Annotated in this window: 24 protein-coding genes and 1 pseudogene; 12 read left to right on the top strand and 13 right to left on the bottom strand. The window is 38.8% G+C overall.

Annotated features, from left to right (window positions below; genetic code table 11):
* Positions 1-118 precede the first annotated feature (118 nt).
* The gene (locus BST86_RS01830; protein WP_105981767.1) at positions 119-466 is read right to left on the bottom strand and encodes a GIY-YIG nuclease family protein; all 348 of its coding nucleotides are present in this window, start codon (positions 464-466) and stop codon (positions 119-121) included.
* A 591-nt stretch (positions 467-1057) separates the two neighbouring features.
* On the opposite strand from BST86_RS01830, the gene BST86_RS01840 reads away from it, so the two are divergent.
* The 11 genes from BST86_RS01840 to BST86_RS01895 all read left to right on the top strand — a co-directional run bounded on the left by BST86_RS01840 (position 1058) and on the right by BST86_RS01895 (position 15064).
* Positions 1058-3550, top strand: coding sequence for a M14 family metallopeptidase (locus BST86_RS01840; protein ID WP_105981769.1), 2493 nt, complete (start codon positions 1058-1060; stop codon positions 3548-3550).
* 196 nt (positions 3551-3746) lie between these two features.
* Complete coding sequence (locus BST86_RS01845) at positions 3747-4805, top strand: hypothetical protein (protein WP_105981770.1); 1059 nt, start codon at positions 3747-3749, stop codon at positions 4803-4805.
* Positions 4806-5248: 443 nt separating this feature from the next.
* Complete coding sequence (locus BST86_RS01855; RefSeq protein ID WP_105981772.1) at positions 5249-6850, top strand: GIY-YIG nuclease family protein; 1602 nt, start codon at positions 5249-5251, stop codon at positions 6848-6850.
* Positions 6851-7004: 154 nt separating this feature from the next.
* Positions 7005-7604: an NAD(P)H-dependent oxidoreductase gene (locus BST86_RS01860; RefSeq protein ID WP_105981773.1), complete on the top strand. Its 600-nt coding sequence runs from the start codon at positions 7005-7007 to the stop codon at positions 7602-7604.
* Between the two features lie 9 nt (positions 7605-7613).
* A complete protein-coding gene (locus tag BST86_RS01865) occupies positions 7614-8009 on the top strand; it encodes a hypothetical protein (RefSeq protein WP_105981774.1) in 396 nt (131 codons plus the stop codon).
* 290 nt (positions 8010-8299) lie between these two features.
* On the top strand, positions 8300-8524 hold the full coding sequence (locus BST86_RS01870; RefSeq protein WP_172443298.1) for a DUF3192 domain-containing protein: 225 nt from the start codon (positions 8300-8302) through the stop codon (positions 8522-8524).
* A gap of 220 nt (positions 8525-8744) precedes the next feature.
* Positions 8745-10067 carry a serine hydrolase domain-containing protein gene (locus BST86_RS01875; RefSeq protein ID WP_105981776.1) on the top strand — a complete coding sequence of 441 codons (1323 nt, stop codon included), beginning with the start codon at positions 8745-8747 and terminating at the stop codon, positions 10065-10067.
* A gap of 291 nt (positions 10068-10358) precedes the next feature.
* Positions 10359-11318: a hypothetical protein gene (locus BST86_RS01880; protein WP_105981777.1), complete on the top strand. Its 960-nt coding sequence runs from the start codon at positions 10359-10361 to the stop codon at positions 11316-11318.
* A gap of 324 nt (positions 11319-11642) precedes the next feature.
* Positions 11643-12689 (top strand): serine hydrolase domain-containing protein, encoded by a 1047-nt coding sequence (locus BST86_RS01885; protein ID WP_105981778.1) that lies wholly within the window; start codon positions 11643-11645, stop codon positions 12687-12689.
* Between the two features lie 127 nt (positions 12690-12816).
* A complete protein-coding gene (locus tag BST86_RS01890; protein ID WP_105981779.1) occupies positions 12817-13770 on the top strand; it encodes an aldo/keto reductase in 954 nt (317 codons plus the stop codon).
* A 178-nt stretch (positions 13771-13948) separates the two neighbouring features.
* Entirely contained in the window at positions 13949-15064 is a 1116-nt protein-coding gene (locus BST86_RS01895) for a T9SS type A sorting domain-containing protein (protein ID WP_105981780.1), read from the top strand.
* A gap of 181 nt (positions 15065-15245) precedes the next feature.
* Here the strand turns inward: BST86_RS01895 and BST86_RS01900 are convergent.
* The 11 genes and pseudogenes from BST86_RS01900 to BST86_RS01950 form a co-directional block, all read right to left on the bottom strand.
* Positions 15246-15545 (bottom strand): annotated as a pseudogene (locus tag BST86_RS01900) (YeeE/YedE family protein); the annotation flags it as partial.
* Between the two features lie 71 nt (positions 15546-15616).
* A complete protein-coding gene (cydB, locus tag BST86_RS01905; protein WP_105981781.1) occupies positions 15617-16654 on the bottom strand; it encodes a cytochrome d ubiquinol oxidase subunit II in 1038 nt (345 codons plus the stop codon).
* Positions 16655-16663: 9 nt separating this feature from the next.
* Positions 16664-18019 (bottom strand): cytochrome ubiquinol oxidase subunit I, encoded by a 1356-nt coding sequence (locus tag BST86_RS01910; protein ID WP_105981782.1) that lies wholly within the window; start codon positions 18017-18019, stop codon positions 16664-16666.
* Positions 18020-18361: 342 nt separating this feature from the next.
* Positions 18362-19669, bottom strand: coding sequence for an NAD(P)/FAD-dependent oxidoreductase (locus BST86_RS01915; protein WP_105981783.1), 1308 nt, complete (start codon positions 19667-19669; stop codon positions 18362-18364).
* A gap of 86 nt (positions 19670-19755) precedes the next feature.
* Entirely contained in the window at positions 19756-20283 is a 528-nt protein-coding gene (locus tag BST86_RS01920) for a hypothetical protein (protein WP_105981784.1), read from the bottom strand.
* Positions 20284-21009 (bottom strand): DUF2490 domain-containing protein, encoded by a 726-nt coding sequence (locus BST86_RS01925; RefSeq protein ID WP_242446440.1) that lies wholly within the window; start codon positions 21007-21009, stop codon positions 20284-20286. It lies immediately after the preceding gene.
* 138 nt (positions 21010-21147) lie between these two features.
* Positions 21148-21831, bottom strand: a complete 684-nt coding sequence (locus BST86_RS01930) for an aspartate/glutamate racemase family protein (RefSeq protein WP_105981786.1) — start codon at positions 21829-21831, stop codon at positions 21148-21150.
* Entirely contained in the window at positions 21828-22826 is a 999-nt protein-coding gene (locus tag BST86_RS01935) for a Tll0287-like domain-containing protein (RefSeq protein ID WP_105981787.1), read from the bottom strand. The genes BST86_RS01930 and BST86_RS01935 overlap by 4 nt, the downstream gene beginning before the upstream one ends.
* Positions 22823-23098 (bottom strand): heavy-metal-associated domain-containing protein, encoded by a 276-nt coding sequence (locus BST86_RS01940; protein ID WP_105981788.1) that lies wholly within the window; start codon positions 23096-23098, stop codon positions 22823-22825. The genes BST86_RS01935 and BST86_RS01940 overlap by 4 nt, the downstream gene beginning before the upstream one ends.
* A gap of 4 nt (positions 23099-23102) precedes the next feature.
* Complete coding sequence (locus tag BST86_RS01945; RefSeq protein ID WP_105981789.1) at positions 23103-23456, bottom strand: rhodanese-like domain-containing protein; 354 nt, start codon at positions 23454-23456, stop codon at positions 23103-23105.
* Between the two features lie 156 nt (positions 23457-23612).
* Complete coding sequence (locus BST86_RS01950; protein WP_105981790.1) at positions 23613-24272, bottom strand: peroxiredoxin; 660 nt, start codon at positions 24270-24272, stop codon at positions 23613-23615.
* A gap of 115 nt (positions 24273-24387) precedes the next feature.
* Here BST86_RS01950 and BST86_RS01955 point away from each other — a divergent pair, with 115 nt between their 5' ends.
* Positions 24388-24999: a class I SAM-dependent methyltransferase gene (locus tag BST86_RS01955; protein ID WP_105981791.1), complete on the top strand. Its 612-nt coding sequence runs from the start codon at positions 24388-24390 to the stop codon at positions 24997-24999.
* Between the two features lie 32 nt (positions 25000-25031).
* Here BST86_RS01955 and BST86_RS01960 read toward each other — a convergent pair whose 3' ends face one another.
* A complete protein-coding gene (locus BST86_RS01960; protein WP_105981792.1) occupies positions 25032-26450 on the bottom strand; it encodes an MBL fold metallo-hydrolase in 1419 nt (472 codons plus the stop codon).
* Positions 26451-26471: the final 21 nt, after the last annotated feature.

Raw genomic sequence — 26471 nt, forward strand, 5'->3', positions numbered from 1 at the left:
GTTGGAAACGATGAGCTTCATAACAAAAACCATATCTCGACTCTCGCTCGATACTGGTTCACAAGGATTGTGCAACCTATATGCAAGCCGGTTCGAGCGGCAGTCGAGAACGAGCGGTTCATTTACCACGAAGTTTTTTAGGAACGTACTCTGAAGAAACAAAAGCACTACTAGAATCATTCTGGCATTGCGCCAAGATCTTGAGCCTATCAAAATCTCCATTGATCAGCGCCCACTTTTTATTTGCAGACCATTTTTTGATGTGCTTTTCGTAATGTAGGGCTTGGAACAAATCACCAATGGATTCTTGGAATACTAGTTTAACCGGTCTGCGGTGGAAGGTGTAAGCTGTTTCTCTGTAGCCTGTTTGATGTTCGAGCAGCCAACGTTCCAGATTGCTTGTGATTCCGGTGTATAATTTGCCGTCAGCGCATTCTAGAATATAGATGTGGAATGAGTTGAACATGTCATGAAGATAGTAACAAAAACCATATCTCGACTGTCGCTCGATACTGGTTTACTGAGTTTGTGAACTATGAAAAAGAAGTCGGTTCGAGCGGCAGCGCCGTACTGAGCTTTTCGAAGTGCCGAGAACGAACGATTGGAAACGATGAGCTTCATAACAAGAACCATATCTCGACTTTAGTTTACATTGAGCTTGCCGAAATGCTCGATACTGGTTCAAAAGCTTTATTGCAATTTATAGGCAAGCCGGTTCGAGCGACAGTCGAGAACGAGCGATTCGGTCAGTTAAAAAGATCGTGCTCAAACCATATCTCGACTGTAGTTTACATTGAGCTTGCCGAAATGCTCGATATTGGTTTAAAGAGATTGTGATTTATAGAAAAGCAAGCCGGTTCGAGCGGCAGCGCCGTACTGAGCTAGTCGAAGTGCCGAGAACGAGCGGTTGACTTGTTAGAAAGCTTATTGCTATTCTGCTTTCGCGCAAGCGAACTACTTCAAAAACTCCTGGTAAATAACTCCTGCATAACAGATTTAGATTTTTCAAAAAGGGATTGCGGTTTATTAAGTAGCTTAGCACTTCAAATTGTTATTCATGCGCAAATCATTATTCTTAAGTCTGTTATTTCTCGCCAGCATCGCCGTGCAGGCGCAACTCCAATCTCCAGCCGATTTCCTAGGCTATGAAATAGGAACCCAGTTTTCGCGCCATGCCGATGTGGTGCGCTATTTTGAACATGTCGCCGAAAACAGCGATATGGTCACCTATCAGGAATATGGAATGACCAACGAGCGCCGACCGCTTACCTATGCGATCGTGACCAGTCCAGCGAACCAAAACAACATCGAGCAAATCAGAAAAAACAATCTGGCCCAGACAGGAATTATTGAAGGCAATGCGACTTCAGATAAGGCGATTGTTTGGCTATCCTACAACGTGCACGGTAACGAGGCCAGCAGTACTGAGGCTTCCATGGTGACGCTGTATGAATTGATCACGACTAAAAAAGACTGGCTGGAAAACACGGTCGTCATCATCGATCCATGTGTGAATCCAGATGGTCGCGATCGTTATGCCAACTGGTACAATCAGGTGGCGAGCCAGCCGTACGATCCCTTACAAATCGCTGCAGAACACAACGAACCATGGCCTGGTGGTCGTCCCAATCATTATCTTTTTGACCTGAACCGTGATTGGGCTTGGGCCACGCAAGTAGAATCCCAGCAGCGCTTGAAAGTGTACAACCAGTGGATGCCACAAATACATGTGGATTTTCACGAGCAAGGCATTAATGAGCCGTACTATTTCGCTCCGGCAGCAGAACCTTTTCACGAGATCATTACCGATTTCCAACGCGAGTTCCAGACCAAAATAGGACAGAATCACGCCAAGTATTTTGATAATGAAGGCTGGTTGTATTTTACCAGAGAACGCTTTGATTTATTGTACCCTAGTTATGGCGATACTTATCCTACCTACATGGGCGCGATAGGAATGACCTATGAGCAAGCCGGTCACGGCCGTGCTGGATTGGGAATCAACAATGACGAAGGTTTTGAATTGACGCTGGTAGATCGTGTGGCACACCACAAGACTACCGGACTCTCCACTATCGAGGTCGCTTCCCAAAACGTAGAAAAACTCAATACCGAATTTGAGAAATACTTTGACAACAGCAACCTGACTACCAAAAGCTTTGTATTCAAAGGCAGCACCGACCAACTCATGGCACTGGCAAAATTGTTGGACCGTCACGAGATCCAATACGGCTTTACAGGCAAGGGAAAAACCAGCGGTTTAGGCTACAACAACGACAAGAAAACCACATTAGAATACGATACCGCTATGGTCGTTTCTACCAACCAGCCGAAAGGGAAAATGGTCCAAGTGCTTTTTGAGCCTAATGCCCAATTGTCCACACCATTGACCTATGACATTACGGCCTGGAACTTACCCAAAGCCTACGGCCTAGAAGCCGTTGCCAGCACCAGCAACGTTTCTGCGACCAGCGCCACGCTCGATATCAAGACGGATGACAATACCAACAACACAGCGACCGGTTATATTGCCAAATGGAACAGCATGCAAGACGCCAGATTCCTGGCCAAACTATTAAAAGCCGGTATCAAAGTACGCTTTACCGAAAAGCCCTTTGTCAATAACGGCACCACCTACGACCGCGGTAGTTTGATCATTACCAAAAGCGACAACAAAAGAATCGACAACTTTGGTTTGATCGTGAATTCGGTGGCTAATGAATTCAAGCGTGGACTGGAACCAGCACTAAGTTCTTTTGCCACCTCAGGACCAGATTTTGGTTCGCCGGACGTGAAGTTGATCAGTGCGCCACGAGTGGCCTTGTTGCGCGGTGAGCGCACGTCTTCCTTAAGTTATGGTGCGACCTGGTATTTCTTTGAGCAAGACTTGGGTTATCCTGTAACCTCTATCGATACCGGCGATCTAGGCCGTGCCGATTTAAGTCAATTCGACGTGCTGGTCATGCCAGACGGTTACTACGGCAGTTTGCTCAATGAGAGCACACTCAATAAAGTCAAGACTTTTGTACGCAGTGGCGGCAAGGTCGTCGCCTTGTCTGGTGCCGTGAGCGCATTTGCAGACAAAGACGGTTTTGGAATTACCAAAAACGACAAGGATCAAGACTCTACCGAAGAAAAGGACGAGAAGAAAGACCTATTGATCCCCTATGCCGCTCGTGAGGAATCTGGAACCACAGATTTGATCACCGGTAGTATATTCAAGATCACGATGGACAAGACGCACCCTATGGCCTTTGGTTATGGTGATGCCTATTACAGTTTAAAGTTGGGCAGCGATTCCTATAGCTATTTGGAGGACGGTTACAACGTGGGTTGGATCACAGACGATGTGGTGAATGTATCTGGTTTTGCAGGCGACACGGCCAAAACCAAATTAAAGAACTCCATGGTATTTGGCGAGCAGCGTCTGGGTGCTGGTAGCGTGATCTATATGGTGGACGACCCATTGTTTCGCGCCTTCTGGGAGAACGGTAAATTGCTATTTGTCAACTCGGTATTCCTAGTGAATAACAACAGGCCAGAGTTGTAGGAGTCTTGTTAGTTCGCTTTCGCGAAAGCAGAAACGATGTTTAACGTTTAATACAAAAAAAGTTGCATAACCACCACCAATTGACAAGTTGTGCTAAAATCAAATTTTGACTTTTGTAACCAACTGAAAGTGAGCTTGAATATAGGTGCTAAAGCCTTCAATTTGTTTATTAGCTAGTTAGCTATAATTATGAAAAATGACATTTAGATTTCCAATAGAATGTAACATATGCGAATTCAAATCTTTAGTAAAAGTTCAGGCTGGTTATCTTGAAAAAGTTCAAGTAAGAATTGGTTGTCCAAATTGTGGCAGTTTATTTAAAGGAGAATTACTACAAATACCACCTGGGGTTAGCTTAAATTTTGATAAGGCTAAACCAACAGACGGAGAAAATCTTCCAGATGATATTCCAGTAATTCCAATCTCTACCGAATTACCTATACCGCAACAATCAACAGAAATAATTCCCGGTTCATTTGGTTTTACACTAAATCCTTATATGGCTTTAACACAGTCTATATCCTACGATACTATTGCGGTTTTTCGAGACAAATATTTAGCATTTGCAAAATATAGAGACAAAAATATTGATGCATTAGAAAATATTATTTTCCTTTTTCAAGGAAAGAATTATCAACTCGTTATTGCCGAAGCAAAAAAACATTTTTCGGACGAATTACCTGATTTAAAAAACACATTTGAAGAAAGTCAAGAAAATTGCTACTACATCATTAGTGAAATTTTTAAATTTTTCATTTTAAATACAATTCCTAAAAACTACGAGAATAGTTACACAATTCGTTTACTCTTTAAAGGAACGATCAACAAAGTACAGAAGGATAAAGCCTCATTGATTCATCTTAAAACTGAACTAAATAAGTATTGTGATATTGAAAGAGAGTTTATTAATTCTTCTAAAATACTTGTAGATTTTATCAAAAACTCACCTTCGTATGTTCCTGTAATAGCTTTGAGCTACATCGGATTTGAAGAAGTCTTTGAGAAGGAATACGGCATCACTACTTTTTCATTTGATGAGCTAAAAGAAAATTATAAGGACTCATTTGAGCTTTTGGCTAGGACTTCAATTTTTTATATCGGATTTACAAATTTTGGGCAAAACAAAAGCGAAGATGATTTTTCGGGAATACGCAATTGTAATTCCTTATATCAATATTATAGTTTGAACAATGGATTAAAAAAGCAAGTGATAGAAAATTATTCTCATTTAAAAAATACTATAGGTTTTTATTGAACAGTCAAATTAGGAACGCAATTGGTCATGCCAAAACAGAATATTTTATGTACGAACAATTAATAAAGTATTATCCATACACTGATCTTAAAAAACTAAATAAGTTTAAGGAAAAATCTTTGGTCGATTTTGTTTATCATACTTTTTTAATGAAATTGGCGATATTAGATTTTGTGAGTTTTATTGGGAAGTGGCATTACAGAATGAAATAACCATAGCTAACACCCTATAAAAAATAAGAGGGCAATGAGTGTTTAACCCAAAAGCAAAGGCACTTTTACGAAGTCGCCAAATTTTTAAATTTGGCTTATTGAACAAAAAAAGACAATAAGAAAAATTCAAAAATTCGGCTTGTGTTTCATCCGAATGGTTTGCGCTCATTAATTGCCCTACTATTCTTATACACAACCGTTAGGTGCAATATAAATCAGGATTGAATATAAATGAGACTAAAAGATATATTTTCGGGGTTTGATGCTCGAACCGATAAAACTGATGTCGAAAAACTAAGATTGAGTAATCCTCGGTTATGGAAAAAGTTAAAAAAGCAATTTGACACAGGACGTAAAATTGTACTTATTCAACTTAACAATGGTTTAGAAGAAGCAAATGAGAAGACTTTGAGATATTATTTAATGGAATATGCAGATAGGTTTTTAAAATACGGACCACAATCATTTCCTACTTCATTTAACACATTAGAACCATTTTTCACTTACAATCATCATAACTCAATATTACAATTACATTCCGAAGAAGAATCTTATGGTGTTTCACTTGTAGATTTTTTGGATTTTGTTACCGAAAAAGATTTTGAATTAGACAAAATCGACTTCCACGAAAATATACCTGATAATGTTATCTACCATTTCACTTTTACCACTGGATATGATGAAATTAATTTTTCAAATAATGGCAAAACATTTATTGTCGGCGGATTATCATTGGTAAGGCAAGGGAATGAAGTGTCTATACTAATACAAGCTGGTGAATCTTTTGAAAAACAAGAGGCAGAAAATTACTTTAAGGAAAATACGAGAGAAAAAATTGAGAACTCTCTACATCCTCATAAAAAGGCTCTTGGAATGACATTAGAAAATAAAGATGAACCAGGCGTCGTCTATTTCAAAGATAGGAATGACTTATGGTCACATAATATTGGTGTTCTATTCGATTTGCAAGATAGAAGCATTGATATTCGTTTCGTTGCAAGAGATGAAAATCTAAGTTTTAAAGTATTTACAGATGACTTTAATGCAATTTTTAATGGCAAAGAAAGTTTGTCCGAAAAAGATTTTAAAGAGTATCACGAAAATCAAGTTAAAGAACTGAATAATTATGACGCTGTTTTTGATTTTGCAAATTATTGTTTAGCACTTCCATCTTATGTGTTTGAAAATGAGGACAGAATTGTAGATGTAACTTATGAGACAAATTTAAATACTATTATAAAAGGACCGCTATCTAAAAGAGAATTTTCTTCTGTATCAGGTAAGTATAAAATTTTTGCAAAACCATTTTATTATCTAGAATCGAAAGAGCAAACTGTTATAATAAGTGATGAACTAACCGACGAAAGTTTTAAAGTTGAAAAAACAGGCTTTTGGAAAAGACTAAATATTGACGAGGAGGGTTTTGATAAAAAAGGAAATAAAATTATTGGTAAAACTTGGGTTGAGAGAAATGATATATTTTATTCTACTTCCAAAGGAGTAACAAAAATTGAACAAATTGAGAGTTATCAAGGTGAGAATGCAGGCTACATTTATATAATGAGACAACCTGTTCACCCTGAAAACATTTTTAAAGTCGGTTTAACGAAAAGAAATACTGAAAAAAGAAAGAAAGAGCTATCTAACACTAGCTCACCTGATAAATTTTTCATAATCAATAGTTATCCGACGAAGGATTGTATTGAGGCGGAAAAAAAAATTCATGAGAAATTGAAAAAATATAGGCTGACTTCAAGAAGAGAATTTTTTAGATGTGACTTGAAAATAATTTTGGAAGCTTGTGAGGAGATTGTTAATAGAATAAATAATTAAAATACTGCGCACAACAGTGGCTGTAAGACATTCCTTTTCTCGCATACTTCTTAAAGTCTTCACGAATTTTCAATTTAGTAACTATTTGCAAAGTTAAGTGCCAATAACACGTCTAGCCATATATTCGACCATTAGCAACAATATATATAAACCTATGACCTTCCTAAAATCCATGCAGACGCGCTACACAACCAAAAAGTACGACGCGTCAAAGAAAGTTGATAGCACAAAAATTCAAGATCTAAAAGAGATTTTGAGGTTAAGTCCGTCGTCTATCAACAGTCAGCCTTGGAAATTCACTTTTGTTTCAGATCCTGAAATTAAAGAACAGCTTTCCAAGCACTCGTGGCACAATACTAATAAGGTCTTGGATTGTGATACGGTGGTCGTTTTCAGTCGCATCAATAATCTTGAAGTGTTCGAACAACATGTGAACGAAAACCTACCACAAAGCTCCGTCAACTATTATAACGACTATATAAAACCACAAACCGTGGACGAGATCAAGGCCTGGTTTGACAAACAAGTCTATCTAGCGTCAGGAGTTTTCTTAAGCGCCTGTGCCGCTATGGACATCGATGCCACACCTATGGAAGGTGTAGAGCCAGAGAAGTATGACGAAATCCTGAAACAAAAAGATCACACCACGCTCATGGCCGTCGCCATAGGCTACCGAGATCCAGAAGACGCCAACCAGCCTAGTCAAAAGCCAAAGTCAAGGAAGGATTTGAGTGATGTAGTTGAGAGTATTTAGAAATGCGTAATGACAGAACCTAAGATCAGAGATTATTTCCTAGAACTAATTCCCGCAAAAGAATTAGTGAAAGTAGATAAGTCTAAAAGCGAGAAAAAAATGGCATACTGGAAGGAGGTTGAAATGATTCAGGAAGGTGAATTTATAATCACACCCAAACATTTGCTAGCAATTTGTGATGACGTTTTAAATGGGAATTTAAAACTCCATCATATGACGACCCTTTCACTTATAGCGATTGGTTCAGATTATTTTGTCTGGGATATGGAAGACAATGGAGGTCACAAAGTTGGAGAAGTATTAGACGAGTGGTGTAATCCAACTATAAACTATCCTATTACTTTACCCAATGTCGTACAGTGGAAAAACTATTTACTAAATCGAGAGCGTGAAATGAAATTGTAATAATTAGAATTGCAGTTGTGTACCTTTCAATTCAAATTTGATATAGAATTCAGCTTTGTCAACTTAATTAAACTTTGGGCAAGATAATTGTTTGTGAAAAGTCAATGTGTTCCTCGCATGATACTTTTTTCTGCTGTATTAGTGGAAAACTAAATGATCGAGTTGCTAATGCGCATTCTAAAACAATCTTGTAAATGAAAAATTTCAAATTTTATGTCCGTTCCGCTTTTGTAATATTGTTGCTACATTCCTTTGTGTCTTGCCAGATAGTAAATATGACAAGTGCAAAAATGAATAAACTTGAATTAGGTATGTCCAAAGAACAAGTAACGCAGATATTAGGGAATGACTATACTATTGCAGAAAAGCGAGTTCAAGACAGCAACGAAATAGAAGTTTTATCTTATCGAGACTTTTACAATAAGGACGAATTTTATTTATTCCTTTTTAAGGATCAAAAATTAGAAAAGTGGTATCGAGAGTTACTACCTCATGATAAGATTGAAGTTAATTAAATAATCACGCAACATGGTTGTTGGGTTTATTGACCGTAAAATTCGCCTCTAAAGCTAGATAATATTATGTGATTCTGCTCAACTTAATGAGCGGTTAAAACCATTCAATTATTTGATAGGGATAAGTTTAGCTGAAAATTAAAATTTAAATGAATTGTTTTTAATTGAAACAATTCACACAAAAGAGCAACCTATAGTCCAATCAATTAAAACTTGACCAATGACTAAAGCTATTCTCACCACAATTCTGTTTCTTACGTTGAGCCAACTCGGTTTTTCTCAAACCAACTTTGATAAAGCGAAACTGGACAGCTATTTTCAAGCACTAGAACAAAACGACAAATTTATGGGAAGCGTTGCTGTGTCAAAAGATGGCGAAATGCTTTACACCAAATCCATAGGCTACGCAGATGTGGAGAATAATGTAGAAGCCACTGAGGAAACGAAGTATAGAATAGGCTCGATAACAAAAACGTTCACGGCCGTATTAGTAATGAAAGCCGTCGAAGAGAAGATGCTGAACTTAAGTCAAACCATTAACAAGTGGTTTCCATCGATAGCAAACTCAAGCAAAATCACCCTAGAACATTTATTAGGGCATAGAAGCGGTATCCATAACTTTACCGACGATGAAGAATATTTAACCTACAATACCCAGTCAAAAACAGAACAAGAACTAGTAGGTATTATTACCAACGGTGGTAGCGATTTTGAACCAGACAGCAAGGCAGAATACAGTAATTCCAATTTTGTATTGTTGTCCTACATACTTGAAAAGACTTTTGAAAAACCGTATTCAGAATTGGTTCAAGAGCATATTGTTGAACCTATAGGATTGACCGACACCTATGTTTTTAGAAACTTAGATATTGCTAATAATGAAGCCAAATCCTATAAATTTCTTAATACTTGGAAGGTAGAACCAGAGACAGACGCTAGCATTCCGTTAGGTGCTGGAGCCATCACATCAACACCAATAGACCTAACAAGATTTGCAGACGCTTTGTTTACTGGAAAACTGGTAACGCCAGAAAGTTTAGAAATTATGAAAATCATAAAAGACGTTTATGGGAAAGGATTGTTTCAGTTTCCTTTCTATGAAAATATAGGTTATGGTCATACGGGTGGCATTGATGGTTTTAGTTCCGTATATACTTATTTTCCAGAGAGTAAGGTCTCTTATGCCTTAACATCAAATGGAACCCATATCAATAACAACGATATCTCAGTCGCTGTACTAAATGCTATGTATAACAAGCCTTATGAAATTCCTTCCTTTAAAAGTTATAGTCTAACCACGGAAGATCTGGACCCATATTTGGGAGTTTACGCATCCAGCCAAATTCCTATTAAAATTACCATAACCAAAGAAGGAGCTACCTTGATCGCTCAAGGAACTGGTCAACCTGCTTTCCCACTAGAAGCCACAGAAAAAGACACTTTTAAGTTTGATCAAGCAGGAGCAAAATTTGAATTCAATCCTTCAGAAAACGCCATGATCCTATTTCAAGGCGGCGGACAGATTTTGTTTAGTAAAGAGTAAAACTAGATCGGGATCAATCGAACCTAATGCTAGCATCTGATAATAATGCGCAAGGCGTATCAAAGAATTTCCAGAATGGAATTTGTTACTCAATTCTATAGCCTTGTCGATAATAATTATATGCAAAAGAATATAATTAAGTGGTGCATTATATTATCATATCTAGTCGCATATAATTCAATCACATTTAGTACTCTTGCTCCATTCTTTACTACGGTAAAAAAAGCTACGTATTGCTTAAATAATAAAGAGATTAACTTAGTTTAGGTCGGTGATGATTCACTCTGGATTATGGAATTATTAGTGCTGTATGTTGGTTTTATATTGGCTGCATATGCCGTGATCGGGAATGATGTTATTCAAACCTTAGGAACTTTTCTTACCTCCAATAACAAAACCCACTGGACGGTATTGTGGGCTTATGCCTCTGCTATTTTGGTGGGTACGCTACTTTACGGCTGGTGTTTTTACAACGGTGATGTTTCATACGATAGGTTGGATAAGATTCCGCTTCCAGAAACCTTGAACTGGTGGTATTTGATTGCTCCGCTTTCCTTGCTCATTATTACTCGTATTGGAATACCCGTGAGCACCACATTTTTAATATTGAGTGTATTCTCCAGTCAGCAGCTTATAGAAAAAATGGTAATGAAATCTGTTTACGGCTATGCATTATCTGTTGTATCTGCATTTGTACTGTACCTGTTGATTGCAAAACTTTTTGAATCCAAAAAATCTATTGATAAACTAGAACAAAGCAACCAAAAAAAGTTTTGGATCGCTGCGCAATGGGGTTCAACCGCATTTTTGTGGTCCCAATGGTTGATACAGGATTTTGCCAACATATATGTATTCCTTCCCAGAGATTTGTCGGTTTGGGTATTAGTGGGATCCATTGTGGTGATTTTATTAATTATGGCATTGATTTTCAAGAACCGCGGTGGTAAAATTCAAGAAATTGTCAATCAAAAAGTTAATACAAGAAATATCCGTTCTGCTACAATTATTGATTTGTGCTACGGGTTGATTCTATTTCTTTATGGAAATTACAATTCGGTACCCATGAGTACTACTTGGACATTTATTGGGATCCTAGCAGGACGCGAAATTGCAATCAACTACTTACTCAACAACAAGCAATTAAAGAACTCGTACAAACTAATCGCTAAGGATTTTGCTAAAGTCAACATAGGCTTGGCGGTAAGTATTTTCATTGTCTATGTGATTCAACTATTTAAAACAATGCCATAGGAAACATTATTTACAAATCAAATTTTGGTAAAAAGTTCATCATAAAATTCGAAAGATCAGAATTGGCACCCAGTAAGTGTGGAGTATTTGAAATTGAAAGGACGCTATATCATTTATCAAATTAATAGAGTTATGGAGTAGAAGAAACTCTATTAACCAGCTACTTTCAATGAAATTGAGTATACCAAGACGCACGCCAATGAGAATATTAAGACTTAATATGTGAATACTATCAGAGCTGTTGAGTCATCGCAAGATCTAAATGCATCGGATTGAAGAAATTAAAAACTGCGTTCTTTGGAAAATGCTAAGTTTGTATTTCAAATGAAAAAATCCCAGCTTAAAAATATATTTAGAGTCTTATTCATCGCAGCCAGTATTGGGTCTCTGTATTTTGTTCCATGGGTTCTGGTAAAAGCCTGGATCATGCCGTTGCCAGATACCGTGCAAGAGCAAGTCGATGCGATCATCGATTATGATATCGATGGCGTAGTAGTGTATGTGGATCAAGCTGGTAAAGCGCCACAATTTTATGCTGCTGGATATAAGGATCGTGCCAATAAGATTCCCGCAGATCCTCATGCTCTTTTCAAGATTGCTAGTATTAATAAGCTTTATGTCGCCGTTGCGATCACTAAATTGGTACACCAGAACAAACTAGCTCTAGACCAGAACCTAGCACATTACTTTCCAGAGCTGGCCGATAGAATTGAGTACGCAGACCAGATCACCGTGCGCAACATGGTCATGCACCGCAGTGGCATCCCTAATTTTACAGAATATCCAGGATTTTGGGAAAACCCTCAAGATAAAAATACTGATGTACTGGAATACGCACTGGATCTACCGGCTAACTTTGCTCCAGATACTGATTATGAATATTCTAACACCAATTACCTATTGCTTACCAGGCTTATCGAAAAGGCTGTAGGCTATTCCCATCATCAATTTATCAGAGAGCAAATCCTACAACCGCTAGGCTTAAAAAACACCTTTTTTAGTTTGAGCGAGATCGACCTGGACCGTTTGATGAGCGGCTATTACGTAGGTGTTGAAGAAGACATCAAGACCAATGATTACGGCTCCATGATTGCCACGCCTCAAGACGTAGGCATATTTCTAAGAGCCTTGAACGACGGCACCTTGTTCACCCCAGCAGAACAAGAAACCTATTCGCAGATTTACGAATACGAACATGGTGGTTTGATACCAGGTTATCAAAGCCTCGCCGAATACCACGAGGACATCGACACGGTCGTCATTCAGGTGATGAATACCACAGATTTTGAAGGTTACAACTGGAATCTTTCCCAGATCTTCATCAACCGCATTGTCAAAATCGTACGCAACAGCACAAAAGAAGCAGGATAGATGGTCATTGAGTTCGCTTTCGCGAAAGCGATATCATCCCACAACTGGTACACATTAAAAAACTGCTAAATCGAGGTAGCGAACTCGCCAGAAAGGTTTCTAAGGAGTACCTTAGGAAAAAGAAGTCATGGAAACCAAACAGATAGGAACTACAGATTTAAGAATCCCACCAGTAGCCTTTGGGTGTAACGTGTTGGGGTGGACCATGGATCGCAAACAGTCCTTTAAAGTGTTGGATGAGTTGTACGAAATGGGATTCAATTACATGGACACGGCAGATGTGTATTCCAGATGGGTCGATGGGCATGAAGGTGGCGAGAGCGAGCGCATTTTGGGCGCCTGGATGAAGGAACGCGGCTTAAGGGGCCGCATCATTGTCGCGACCAAGGTTGGAATGGATGTAGGTCAAGGACACATCGACCTTTCCAGAAGCCACATTACCCAGCAAATTGAGAAAAGTCTCCACAACCTACAAACCGATTATGTAGATATCTATTTCTCACATCGCCATGATCCCAACGTTGAGGTAGCAGATGTGCTGGAGACCTATGCGGGATTGATCAAGGAGGGAAAAGTGAGGCACGTAGGCGCCAGCAGTTTCCCACTGGATGTCTTTAAAAAGGCCATCGCTTTGCATGAGCAACATGAGTTGCCTAAATATCAAATCTACCAGCCAGAATACAGCATCCTACATCGCACCGACTTTGAAAATGGCTATCAGGATTTCGTTCTTCAAAACGATATCGCGGTCACGAATTACTGGGCACTGGCTAACGGTTTCCTCACTGGTAAATATGAGAGCATCGATGACATTAAAGGAACCTCTCGCGAAAGCAATTTGAAGAAATACTTTGACGATAAAGGTATGCGTGTCTTGAAGGCTCTACAACAAGTATCTCAGGACACAGGAATATCACAAGCTGGTGTGACCATTGCGCGGACCATCGCACAGCCGGGAATCACGGCGCCTATCGTGAGTGCCACAAAGCCAGGGCAACTTCAAGCCTTTAGGGAAGCAGCAACCAACTCCTTAAGCAAGGATCATCTTGCTATGTTGAATAAGGCAAGCCTAGACGGGTAATACCAATACATCCACAGTAAATACCTTAATATTTTAAGGATCCATAATATAAGGGTTGTGTAAAATGAAAATTCCTGTATATTTGGTAGACCAGTCTGGTCGACCAAGTTTTTCTAATCAGGATAATTGAAAGCACCAGGCCGTTAATTCATTTTACTAAACAGTTAAACCATTTATTATGAAAAAAACATTACTCATTTTAGTTGCTGCATTTATGGCGACACAATTAGCATCTGCCCAATATTACATAAACGAAATATTTGTGGCGCCTCCAGGAGACGACTTCCCTAATGAATACATCGAGTTGAGAGGCCCTAACGGTGGTACATTTCCCGAAGGAACCTACTTAGTTCAAATTGAAGGTGACATCGACAATAATCCAGGTGATGTAGAGTCTGATAGTCCTAGTTCTAGTGGAGATAACACGTTTTCACAAGGTGGTATTATTCCGCTAGGTGGCATTTCTTTAGGTTCAAATGGAATATTAGTGATCGCATCCACTGGGAATGATTACACCATTGATCCTGATGCTGCCGTACTTTTAGATGTTACCGATGGAACGCTGGAAGACAAGAGTCATACTTTTATGCTCATCAATGCTCCCGTCAAACCAGAATCAAGTGATGATATTGACTCAAACGACGATGGTACACCAGATGGAGATGTTTTTGCAAGCTGGACCATCTATGATAGTATCGGGTTTTCTGACGATGATGGCGGCGAAATCGTATATGGACAGATTAATTTTGTACAAGAAAATCCAGGCAACACGACCATCACGCTTCCAGGATCCACGGTGGTGATGACAAGTACAGATGAATATGATTATGCTGCACGCATTAATAACAGCAATGGATATACCGTTACTGATGATGAAACTACTTCTGATTGGGTAGGCGGCGATGTCAACAGTAGAAATGCTGAAAGAACTCAATACGAGTTCTCTTCTACCGATGGTCGAGTGATTCCAAGTTTTTTTGCAGGAGCAATTGTAGAGAACAATATAGGAGCGCTTAATTTTGGTCAGAGTGGAGACGTGGCGTCTTCACAGTCTTTTGCTTTCACTAGCCTTTCCATTTATCCTAACCCAGCCACGTCTTTTCTTAATGTGGTTTCCAATGGACCAGAAGCCATAACAGGTGCAGAAATTTTTGACGTATTGGGAAAAAGAGTAAAAGCACTTAATGACTGGAACAGCAACCAGATTAATGTTGACGCTTTAAACAGCGGTGTGTACTTCTTGAAAGTGTATTCCAACGACAACAGTATCACTAGAAAAATCGTTATTCAATAGAGTAACTTGATTTTCAATACAAATCCAGTAGGGCAGTGCCTTACTGGATTTTTTTGTTGAGGCTGTCTCACCACACAAGAGAATCAGCCACGAAAGATGGTAATTACAAAACCTCAAGAAATCAAAAAACCACACTCTTTAATGGAGTGTGGTTTTTCATTTATTTCGTGAGCTCAATACGATATTCAGTCTGAAGCTGCTGTGCTATTTCTGGATTGATCGGGACCTTATTGTCACTCATAAAATTTGAGCCGATAAAACCACCAGCTACTGCGCCCCACACGACCATAAGATTCCAGCGTTCTGCTTTCCAGTCAAATTTGAAGAAACCTGCAGCCTTCCCAGCACCTACAGTCGCACAAGCTGTCCTCAAATTTGAAGACATTCCAAATTGTTTGCCCAGAAGCAACAAAATGAACATGGTCAATGCGATAAGTGGTCCTGCTACATACCAAGGCCACGGTTCATAAATCCAATTCATTTTTACTATTTCTGTCAAATATGACACTTTCGCGAAAGCGAAATTGTAACAATAGTTACTTTATTCCATATTTAATAACTAGTATCATCCAGCTTTACGGTACCGTTGAAAGTTTTATATAGAAAGATGAAATATCCAGCAAGCAGTGGTGCACCAATCAATACGATGGTCAACATAATTCCCAACGATTTTTGTGAAGAAGCTGCATTATAGATCGTTACATTATATTCAGGATCGATGGAGGATGGCAGCAATACTGGATAAAGTTGAAAAGCTACCAGCATTAACAAAAAGGACATGGTCAAAGAAGAGAACACCAATGCATTGATGTATTTTTTCTTTGAAACAAGTCTAGGCACATTTGCTATTGCCAGCAACGCCAAGACAGGGAGAACGAACGATATGGGTTGCTCTTTAAAATTTTCTGTAACACCTTCTACAAAAATGAGGGTATACAAAGACATTACAGAAAAACTAACAATAAAAAATATCATACCTCTCTTGAGTAAAAAAGTTAACCTAGCATGTAGGCGGCCTTCTGTTTTAAGCAATAAAAATATAGCTCCTTGCGTCATAAATAGAGCTACTGTAGTTATTCCTACCATTATGGCATAGGGCGATAGAAAGTGAAAGAAAATACCTCCTTCAAAGCTTAGATCCTTACCTATTGCAAACCCTTGAATAATATTGCCCAACACGACACCTAATAAAAAGGAGATCAAAATGTTGGAAAGGGAATAGACAATATCCCATGTTTTGCGCCACCAGGGCATTTCTTCTGCACTTCTAAATTTGATGGAAATGGACCTCAAAACCAGAAGCATAAGAAATAACATAAATGGCACGTACATCGATGAGAGCATGGTAGCATACATGACTGGAAAACCTGCAAACAATGCACCACCACCTATGACCAAAAATACCTGATTTGCGTCCCAAAGTGGTCCTATTGCATTGATGGCGATACGTCTGCTCAAATCCTTTCTGAAAAATAAGTGCCAGGCACCTGCACCATAGTCAAATCCTTCTAGAATGGCATAGCCAGAGAACAATAAGCCGACAACTAAAAACCACAGCGTGGGATAATCCAGTCCTAAAAAAGTTTCCATAGTGATTTGTTATACGTGTTTCAAAAATTCGTCTGGATTTTGCGCTTCTTCATAAGGGCCATGTTTGATCTTCTTATTCATGAAGTAAAGAAATAGAAGAAAAAGTATGCTATACACTATTAAGAATAAAATCAACGAAAAGAGAATCTGATTGGAAGAGACTTCCTGTGAGAAACCTTCGTCCGTTCTTAAGTGCCCGTATACAATCCAAGGTTGTCTTCCCATCTCTGCAGAGAACCAACCGACTTGATTTGCTATCTGGGGTAGAAGCACTGAAAATGCAAAAAACTTAAGGAGCCATCTCTTATCAAATAGCGTCCCACGCCACCACAGGAAACTGGCATAAAGTGTTAGACCTATAAGGATCATGCCTATGGAAATCATAATGTGATAAAATTGGAATACGGCATTTACCTGACTAGGTCTATCCCTTTTAGGAAAGGCGTTGAGTCCAGTAATAGGCTCTTGAAAATCCTGATGCACGAGGAATGATAAACCGCCTGGGATTTTAACACCTGTGACTTCTTGGGTTTCATTATCCACCCAACCGAATAGGTACAAATCTGCCGGTGCTGATGCTTCATAATGTCCTTCCATAGCGGCAAGTTTTGCTGGCTGGTTTACGGCAACACCATCTGCAGAGCTATGGCCAGAAATAAGTTGCGTCAATGAAATGATAGTGGCTAGAACCAAGGCTATCTTGAACGCCTTTTTAGAAATTTCTACATATCGTCCTTTAAGTAAATAATAGGCATGGACACTTAAAACTAAAAATGCCCCTGCCAAAAAAGCCCCTTGCCATACATGAATGATTCTATCAACACTGGAAGGATTAAATACCATGGCCCAGAAGTCAGTCACCTCAGCTCGAGCATTGAAACCTTCTCCTACAATGTGATAACCGGCTGGAGTTTGTTGCCAGCTGTTTGCTACCACTATCCACACGGCAGAAAACATGGAGCCTAAGAATACTCCAATGGTTGATATAAAATGCACCCTGGGCGACACCCGATTCCACCCAAATAATAAGATGCCCAAAAATGCACTTTCTAAACCAAATGCAAATAGGCCTTCTGCCGCAAGCGCGCTACCAAAAATATCACCTACATACCTTGAGTATACCGACCAGTTGGTACCAAATTCAAATTCCATGATGATACCGGTGGCAACACCTATCCCAAATGTTATTGCGAAAATCTTTAACCAGAATCGTGTCAGTATTTCATATTGTTTATTGCCAGTCTTCAAGTACATCCCTTCAAAGAACACCATGATCAACCCAAGACCTATGCTTAGAGGTGGATAGATATAATGAAAAGCTATAGTAAAGGCAAACTGAATTCTAGCAAGGATTTCTGTGTCCATGGGGGCTTTAAATTTGACTCTAAAGTTAAAAATCAACTTTTAACTAAAGTGTAACAAGAGATACTTATTTCCAGTAAAGATTGCAGTAGCATGATGGTAGAAAGGTGGGAGCCTCAAAAGTGCATTGCTTGACTACTTGCGAATTCTGATTTTTAAATTACGCAACTATAATTGTAGAAGAGATGGTATTTACAAGAAAACTTTATTTAACTACAGCTGTAGTTAGAGGCTTTATTTTTATTCTACTAACCATACTGTTTTACTTTCTCTTTTTGAGCGCAAAAAGAAAAAGGTCACGATGTAAATTCATGACCTTCTGAAATATCCCTTTGCTTTTAAGTTTTACACATCTATACCCTTCAACATCTTGTTCCAGTATAGATAGGGAAGCATGAATTTTTTAAGCATCCATAAACGCCAGTGCTCTTTTGAACTGTCTGAGATAAACATTTGTTTGAGCTTAGGGTCTGGTGTGAAGTTGTTGTCGTAATCAAATTCTGCCAGTACCATCTTTCCATAATCAGTGACTAGAGGGCAAGATGAATAACCATTATAAGATTTAGAACCTAATTTATCTGTCTGAATCATTAAGTTAATATTATCCACAACAACTGGGACTTGCTTTCTAATTGCCGCACCTGTTTTTGCTGTAGGTAAGGCAGCAACATCACCTAAACTGAAGATGTTTTTAAATTTATTGTGCTGCATGGTATGCTTGTTCACATCGACCCAACCAGCTTCATTGACTAAAACGGATTCTTTGACGAATTTAGGTGCTACACTAGGTGGAGCGGTATGAAGCATATCGTAATGAATACCGTAGCGTTTCCCATCACGAATTACTTTTACATCTTTATAATTATATTGAAATGCCTTGTCAATAAATTTTCCTTCGTCTTGGCCAGACATTACCACACAACCACCAGCTGTTACATCCTTTGCCAGTTCGTACCAGGCAATTTGCTTTTCTGCATCTACGGCCACCAGCTTATGATGAAACCTAAGATTGATGTCTTTGCGGTCTACCACTTTCATGAGAGTTTTCGCAATTTCCTTGACTCCAAAAATCACTGATCCCGCAGTGGCAAAAACTACATTAGATTTATCTCTAACACCTGTTTTTCTGAAGTGACTATCTGCTAAGTACATTATTTTTTGAGGCGCGCCGCCACATTTAATGGGCGTTGTAGGTTGTGTGAATAATGCTGTACCACCCTTAAAGTTCTTTATCACATTCCACGTGTGGACTGGATCTGTGTAATTGCTACATACAACACCTTTGTCCATGGCATCGCCTAAACCTAGCACAAGACTAAAGTCATAGGCTAAACCTGGTGCAACTACTAAATAGTCATACGTGACAGCGCCATGATTGAGAGTTAAAACTGCGTTATTGTCAGGATCAAAACCGGTTGCTTTATCCTTAATCCATTTGACACCCTTAGGCATAATCGATGCCATGGGCTTACCAGTTTTTTCATAGTCATAGGTACCAGCTCCCACTAGAGTCCATGCGGGTTGGTAAAAATGCGTTTCTGCAGGTTCAATGATAGCGATGCTATTGGATATTTTTTGCTGTAATAGTTGAGCTGCGGTCATAATTCCAGCGGTCCCGCCGCCTATGATCAGTACTTGATGATGCGTTGCCATAGTATGTCTTTATAATTCTCTTAAATGTAAATAGCTCTAATCAGAATATGTGTAACTGTTGTTACAGATCTCTTTTTTCTAATTTTTCAAAAAGCATGACCAATACCTAATCCAAATGTTGTTGTACTGAACCCGTCAAAACGCTGGTCATAAAATAATGTGGGCATTACATAAAATCCATTTGCTATATCAAATTCATATTCTATGCCCACTCGAGCCAGAAAAAAAGATTCATTTTTTTCTAATTCTACACCTGGCCCCAGACTGATTACAATACCATTATCTAAGTGATAAAGTCCATCCAGCGTTAAGACTAATGGATTCACACGTTCAATAGTCTCATTATTGTTTTTAGTAACTACAAAGTTTTCTATTTCAACATCATTATGCAGACCAATGCCCCATTGATGGTTGAACCAATAATCTAGATCAAGACCCCAAGAAGGGATATATAAGTTGCCGTCGATCCCATCGCTGTTGATGAAAGTATGACCTATAATAGCGGCTATACGCAGCCCCTTTGTATTCGTCTGTTGTTCAATGCGATGATGTTGTTGCGCTAGTGATACCTGCGTTGCGCATAGAGAAATAATCAGGAAAAATACCGTTTTCATTTATAGGGTATAGGTTATACTGGTTTCCCAGATATTATTGGTTATGGAACTATTTTCCCTAGGTATATTGATACGATGAAAACCTGAGGAGATAGTGATGTGTTCGCTTTCGCGAAAGCGTAATCCTAGAAAGATCCAATTTTGATCTATTTTTTGGGGTTGAAATCTTTTTTGAAAGTCGAGAAAGACCTCGTCATAGGCTAACACTGAAATGTTATCTGCACTAAATAGCGGTATGGTAATAATTAGGCGATATCGCAATCGTCCAGAGTAGTCTGTTTTTGAAATGATATGACGATTATCTGTTGAATCAATTGTTTCTCTGAACCTCTCTTCAAACCGAAGCCTATGGGAAATCTCAAATTGATTGATGCTGTGTTGTATGAATAGTTGTTGCCATAGATTATTCTCTTTAAAATCAAGAGGCGTGGAAAAATTTGAATAACTATAGTTTTTGATGTAGGAATATCCTGTTGCCGCTGTTATAGACTTATCCAATCTATATTCGATAGAGGGTCTTAAAACAATTTGCTCCCAATCTTTAATAAAATTAGTCCTACGGAAATTAAACTCAGATCTTACAAACAAGCGTTCTTTTACGTCCATTTTAATAGATAAGGTATTCCAACTGCTGTTGTGCTCATATCGCTCTCTCTGTGCCTGAACAGATATTGTAAATAATAAGAGCGTTACTAATAATCTATAGTGCATCTGTAATTGTTTCAAGAGTAAAATTATTGAATGCTTGATGCACAGGGCGTAACCCGAGTTACACAACCTGATATTTTAGAAATAAAAAGAGCAGGTCATCTAGAGCTGCTCTTTCATTAAAAACCAACTATAGTTGGTTCGCATCAAGTTTACTTATGCACTTAAAATGAAGTCTACTGCCATCTTTATGTGCAAATCTGTAGTAGAAAGTAACGGTATATTGATGTCACTTTCTTTAATGATGATAGGTAGCTCTGTGCATCCCAATATGACTCCATTCACACCTCGTTTTTTAAGTAATTGTATTTGATTGAGAAAAAAATCTTTTGCTTGCTCTGAGAATATCCCTTGCGTCAATTCTAAAGAAATGTAATCATGTGCGAGTGAATGGTACTTTGTCTCTGGAATGATGGTTTCTATTTGGTATTTTTCGTTTAATATTTTAGGGATGAACCCTTTGGTCATCGTCGGCCGGTTGCCCAGTAAACCTAATTTAAAAAGGCCTCTTTTTTTAGCTTCTGTTCCCATTGCATCTGCAATATGTAAGATTGGTATATTTATTTGGGGCTTTACAAAATCATACACCATATGGGGTGTGTTTGCACAGATAACTATAGCTGCTGCACCTGCTTTCTCCAGTTTTAATGCAGTATCAAGATATGATGCATTGATTTTCTCTGTATTTTGGGAACGCATCAATTCTATATTCATGCTGTACAATAACAAGGGTGGATTACCCTGTGCACCTATCTGTTCGCCTACCATTTCATTAATTTTTCTATAGTACACAACGGTAGAGTGGTAGGATGTGCCGCCTATAAGTCCCAATAACTTCATTTTGCATTGGTGTTATCAAAATCTATAGCCCATATACCGCGTACTTCGTTTATGTCATATCCCATCGCCTTATCATTAGGATACAAATTCCTTATGGTTGCAATCACTTCAGGGTTTATTGTTTTATTAGGACTACCGTGACATTGCAAGCACATAGAATTTGTAATTATGGGATAATAAAAAACATGGCGCCCGTTCTCGAGTTTTGTTATAGGCAGATAGTCTTCGCCATTCGCAACTGCTTTTTTAAACTGTTCAATAACCTTTAACTCTTTATCGTTAGCTGCGTTCTGCGGATTTCTAGCTTTGTCACTCACCCTTCTTATTCTAGCATTCTGAGCGGTTGCCATGCTGTCTGTCAAGGGATAGGCGCGTGCGTTACAAAATAAAACTGCCTCAAGAGTTCCTTTTTTTTGGATGGTGCCCATTAGATTTTTACCTAGTTCCTTTTTGGTGTTTAAAGCATATTCCATCCCTTTTTCTGTTGGTGTTTTCTTTTGGTCCCTATTAATAGCACCTACTTTTATTCCGTCATTATGATAATTCATTTTGCCCTTGCCATCTTTTAAATGCTCTTTGAACCACTCTGGCTCGTCGACCTTGTAATCGTACATGTAATTTGCAATCGCGCGGATTTCATTCTCTTCAAATGACTGATAGGGCATTAAGCCAAAACGTCTAATGGCACCTTTCATTTTTGATTTTTCCTGACTAGGTTGCTGCACAAAATTCCAGATAGCATTTGCAAACTGTTCTTTAGTAGTACTATCATTAAGATAATGTGATTTTATCGCGACCATTGGTGATGCTATACGTTCCTTGTGATCTGTACTGGAATTGTGACATGAATAGCACTTCTGCTCCATCAATAGCTTTCCATCATTAACTGGACCCTTATTAGTATCTACCGTGGTGAGTGATTGATATGATGATTTTTGCTTTTGATGACAGCTGTTGAGCAGTATAAGCGAAAATAAAATGATGAAATATTTCATAAACTCATATTTATTTTACCAGTAGCACAGCTAATAAAAGACATTACTTTATTGGATATCGTATTTTCTATTCCTACTGGTGGATAGCCCATCTGGATCAATGTACGTTCTGCAATAGCAAGATCATTAACGCTGTCGTATGTCAACGTTACCTCAGAGCCATCAGCGGCCATTTGTACACTATTGACGCCGTTTATTCTCAGTAGCTTGACCGCGATGCCATTGATACAGCCGCTACATTTTACATTTTGTAATTGGAGAGTCGTCTTCATAATTCTATTTTTTATATGGCCATGCCATGTAACCACCCTTTAGGTCATAAATCTGTTCAAACCTCAATGCGTCTAATTTTCTAGCTGCCTGCTGGCTACGATTACCAGAACGGCAATAGAGATATACAGGCCTATTTTTATCTAGCTTGCTAAATTCTTCATTAAAAATTTCCTGCTGGAAGAAGTCTATGTTCAATGCATTTTCAATGGCACCTTCCTTAAATTCATTTGCAGTGCGTACATCTACTAATTGAACATTCTCGTTTGTAATTGCCTCTTTAAACTCTGATGCTGAAAGGATGCTTAGGTTAGGGGCAGTTTGCGCGTTAGCGCCAAAGATTGAGCTTAAGAAAGTCATGATCAAGATTTTGATATTATTAATAATTATTTGTTCATTAGTAAAGTTATGCCGTGTGATCCTTCAATTAAGTAATCATTGTTACCATGGCATAAAAAAAAGCGACGATTACCGTCGCTTCTTTACTACCAACCTTAATTGAAACAGACTAATAACTTAAAGTGATTTTTTTGCTATATACCAGTCTACTTTTTCACAAGTATTATCAGCAATGCGAGCATTCATCTCATCTAAAGTCTTTGGTGGTGGTATAATGACCTTATCACCTTTCTTCCAGTCTAATGGCATAGCCACGCCGTGCTCATCTGAAACCTGTAAAGCTTCCAACGCTCTTAAGATCTCGTCCATGTTTCTACCTACGTTGAGTGGGTAGTACATGATTAAACGAATTTTCTTTTTTGGATCTATAAAGAATACCGCTCTTACAGCTGCAGTCTCACTCTCGTTGGGTTGTAACATCCCGTAGAGTTTTGAAACTTTCATGTCAATGTCTGCAATGATGGGGAAATCAAAATAAACTCCCGTGTTCTCCCTTACATTATTCACCCAACCCAAGTGTGAGTGAATACTATCAATGCTTAGTCCCAGTAGTTCTGTATTGAGAGCGTCAAATTCTTGTTTACGAATTGCAAAACCGCTCATCTCAGTAGTACAGACAGGCGTAAAGTCTGCTGGATGTGAGAACATCACTATCCATTTGTCCTTTGCAAAATCTGACATTTGGATTTCTCCCTTGGTTGTTTTCGCTTTAAAATCTGGTGCTTGATCACCGATTCTAGGCATTGGGTTTACATTGCCTAATTCTGAATTTTCCATAGTATTTGCTTTAATATTGTTATCTAAAATTAAGGATAATCGGCACCTTGTTAGGTAACAGGTGTTACATAAACCTGATAAAATCAATCTATTTTTCTGACCATAAAAACAGCTTATGAATTACCAGGAGACCTTTAATTTAATAGGCGGTGTTGATATTTACATAATTGACCAAATCTTGAAAGGACGTTATACAAATCGACCTTCCATTCTAGATGCAGGCTGTGGTAGAGGTCGTAATTTAAAGTGGTTTTATGCCAATGATCTCGATATTTATGGAATAGATACAGATGAAAATGTTCTCGCTTTCGCGAAAGCGGAATACCCAAAATCTGCCAAAAATTTTAATGTTGGAAATTTAGAAAAGTTACCCTACCACAATAACAATTTTGATCATATCATATGTTGTGCTGTTTTGCATTTTGCTCAAAGCGAAGCCCAGTTTACCGCAATGTTTGATGAGCTGGTTCGTGTACTCAAACCAAATGGCTCGTTGCTCATTAGGATGGCATCAAATATTGGGTTAGACGGTAACGCACCAAAATTAATGTATAAGGAAAATGGACAAAAAGGTACGTATTATTTAACTCGTGAAAGGATTGATAACTTGGTACAGGAGTTTGATATAGAACTCATTGAACCTATTAAAACCACTAATGTTCAAGATGAAAGAGCGATGACAACGCTTGTGTTTAAAAAGAAACTCAAAACAAAAAGCGGTAAGTAATTGCCACTTCATGATCCTTGTACCAATTAATCTTACTTTAAGGTAGACGGGCACACATAGTCTGTGGTTTCTACTCCTGCTTCCTTGATGGCCTTGAAACCACCTTGAACATCTATTAAGTTATGGATACCGCGACTTTTTAAAATAGAAGCAGCTATCATACTGCGGTAGCCACCTGCACAGTGCACATAGAAGGTTTCATTATCAGGGTACTCTGCTAAGTGGTCGTTGATCTCGGTAAGAGGTGTATTGTGGGCATTTAAAACGTGCTCGCTTAGGAATTCACTTTTCTTACGAACATCGAAAACAGTCATTTCATTTTGAGCGTCTTTTTCAGCTTGTTTAAATTCTGCGGCTGGAATAGAAGTTACCGTGTCATATTCTTTACTCGCTTTTTTCCAAGCTTCAAAACCACCATCAAGATATCCCAACGTATTGTCAAAACCAACTCGGGACAAACGCGTGATGACTTCTTCAATACGATCTTTATCTGCAATCAATAGGATGGGCTGCTTTACGTCCTTAATTAAATCACCTACCCAAGGGGTAAAACTACCGTCGATACCAATAAAAATGGATCCAGGAATGTGCCCTTTAGCAAAATCGTTTTGATGTCTCGTATCAAGCATTACGGCTCCTGTTTCATTAGCCGCCGCTTCAAAGGCATCTGGAGATAGAGCGTTCTCGCCTTGTGCGATAACCTCATCAATATCTCTATAACCTTCCTTATTCAACTTAACATTCATAGGGAAGTAGGCAGGTGGTGGTAGTAAACCATCTGTCACTTCTTTTATGAATTCCTCTTTAGTCATGTCTGCCCGCAGGGCATAGTTCATCTGTTTTTGATTCCCTAAGGTATCTACGGTTTCTTTCATCATATTCTTACCACAGGCAGAGCCTGCGCCGTGTGCTGGATATACGGTCACGTCATCTGATAGCGGCATGATCTTGTTTCTTAAACTATCGTATAGAGTGCCCGCAAGTTCCTCTTGCGTCATATGTGCTGCTTTTTGCGCAAGATCTGGTCGTCCCACGTCTCCTAAAAACAAGGTGTCTCCTGTAAATAACGCATAGTCCTTCCCGTTTTTGTCCTTTAATAGATAGGTGGTACTTTCCATGGTATGGCCTGGTGTGTGCAGGACCACAAATGTGAGGTCGCCCAGTTTGAACTCTTGACCGTCTTTTGCGGTTATCGCTTTAAAGCTAGGATTTGCATTGGGTCCATAGATGATAGGTGCACCAGTTTTTTCTGATAACGTCACGTGGCCCGAAACGAAATCTGCATGGAAGTGAGTCTCAAATATATATTTGATGGTTGCTCCATTTGATTCTGCTTTGTCGATATAGGGTTGCACCTCTCGTAAGGGGTCAATTATGGCCACTACACCTTTACTTTCAATGTAATAGGCCCCTTGCGCCAGACATCCGGTATAAATTTGTTCGATTTTCATAATTATAGAATTTGAAATTTG

The organism is Nonlabens agnitus (genome assembly GCF_002994045.1).
GTDB lineage: Bacteria > Bacteroidota > Bacteroidia > Flavobacteriales > Flavobacteriaceae > Nonlabens > Nonlabens agnitus.

Bases quoted from the DNA above. Each gene is read 5' to 3' on its own strand.
- BST86_RS01830 (WP_105981767.1), bottom strand. From the start codon at position 466: ATGTTCAACTCATTCCACATCTATATTCTAGAATGCGCTGACGGCAAA.
- BST86_RS01840 (WP_105981769.1), top strand. From the start codon at position 1,058: ATGCGCAAATCATTATTCTTAAGTCTGTTATTTCTCGCCAGCATCGCC.
- BST86_RS01845 (WP_105981770.1), top strand. From the start codon at position 3,747: ATGACATTTAGATTTCCAATAGAATGTAACATATGCGAATTCAAATCT.
- BST86_RS01855 (WP_105981772.1), top strand. From the start codon at position 5,249: ATGAGACTAAAAGATATATTTTCGGGGTTTGATGCTCGAACCGATAAA.
- BST86_RS01860 (WP_105981773.1), top strand. From the start codon at position 7,005: ATGACCTTCCTAAAATCCATGCAGACGCGCTACACAACCAAAAAGTAC.
- BST86_RS01865 (WP_105981774.1), top strand. From the start codon at position 7,614: ATGACAGAACCTAAGATCAGAGATTATTTCCTAGAACTAATTCCCGCA.
- BST86_RS01870 (WP_172443298.1), top strand. From the start codon at position 8,300: ATGAATAAACTTGAATTAGGTATGTCCAAAGAACAAGTAACGCAGATA.
- BST86_RS01875 (WP_105981776.1), top strand. From the start codon at position 8,745: ATGACTAAAGCTATTCTCACCACAATTCTGTTTCTTACGTTGAGCCAA.
- BST86_RS01880 (WP_105981777.1), top strand. From the start codon at position 10,359: ATGGAATTATTAGTGCTGTATGTTGGTTTTATATTGGCTGCATATGCC.
- BST86_RS01885 (WP_105981778.1), top strand. From the start codon at position 11,643: ATGAAAAAATCCCAGCTTAAAAATATATTTAGAGTCTTATTCATCGCA.
- BST86_RS01890 (WP_105981779.1), top strand. From the start codon at position 12,817: ATGGAAACCAAACAGATAGGAACTACAGATTTAAGAATCCCACCAGTA.
- BST86_RS01895 (WP_105981780.1), top strand. From the start codon at position 13,949: ATGAAAAAAACATTACTCATTTTAGTTGCTGCATTTATGGCGACACAA.
- cydB (WP_105981781.1), bottom strand. From the start codon at position 16,654: ATGGAAACTTTTTTAGGACTGGATTATCCCACGCTGTGGTTTTTAGTT.
- BST86_RS01910 (WP_105981782.1), bottom strand. From the start codon at position 18,019: ATGGACACAGAAATCCTTGCTAGAATTCAGTTTGCCTTTACTATAGCT.
- BST86_RS01915 (WP_105981783.1), bottom strand. From the start codon at position 19,669: ATGGCAACGCATCATCAAGTACTGATCATAGGCGGCGGGACCGCTGGA.
- BST86_RS01920 (WP_105981784.1), bottom strand. From the start codon at position 20,283: ATGAAAACGGTATTTTTCCTGATTATTTCTCTATGCGCAACGCAGGTA.
- BST86_RS01930 (WP_105981786.1), bottom strand. From the start codon at position 21,831: ATGAAGTTATTGGGACTTATAGGCGGCACATCCTACCACTCTACCGTT.
- BST86_RS01935 (WP_105981787.1), bottom strand. From the start codon at position 22,826: ATGAAATATTTCATCATTTTATTTTCGCTTATACTGCTCAACAGCTGT.
- BST86_RS01940 (WP_105981788.1), bottom strand. From the start codon at position 23,098: ATGAAGACGACTCTCCAATTACAAAATGTAAAATGTAGCGGCTGTATC.
- BST86_RS01945 (WP_105981789.1), bottom strand. From the start codon at position 23,456: ATGACTTTCTTAAGCTCAATCTTTGGCGCTAACGCGCAAACTGCCCCT.
- BST86_RS01950 (WP_105981790.1), bottom strand. From the start codon at position 24,272: ATGGAAAATTCAGAATTAGGCAATGTAAACCCAATGCCTAGAATCGGT.
- BST86_RS01955 (WP_105981791.1), top strand. From the start codon at position 24,388: ATGAATTACCAGGAGACCTTTAATTTAATAGGCGGTGTTGATATTTAC.
- BST86_RS01960 (WP_105981792.1), bottom strand. From the start codon at position 26,450: ATGAAAATCGAACAAATTTATACCGGATGTCTGGCGCAAGGGGCCTAT.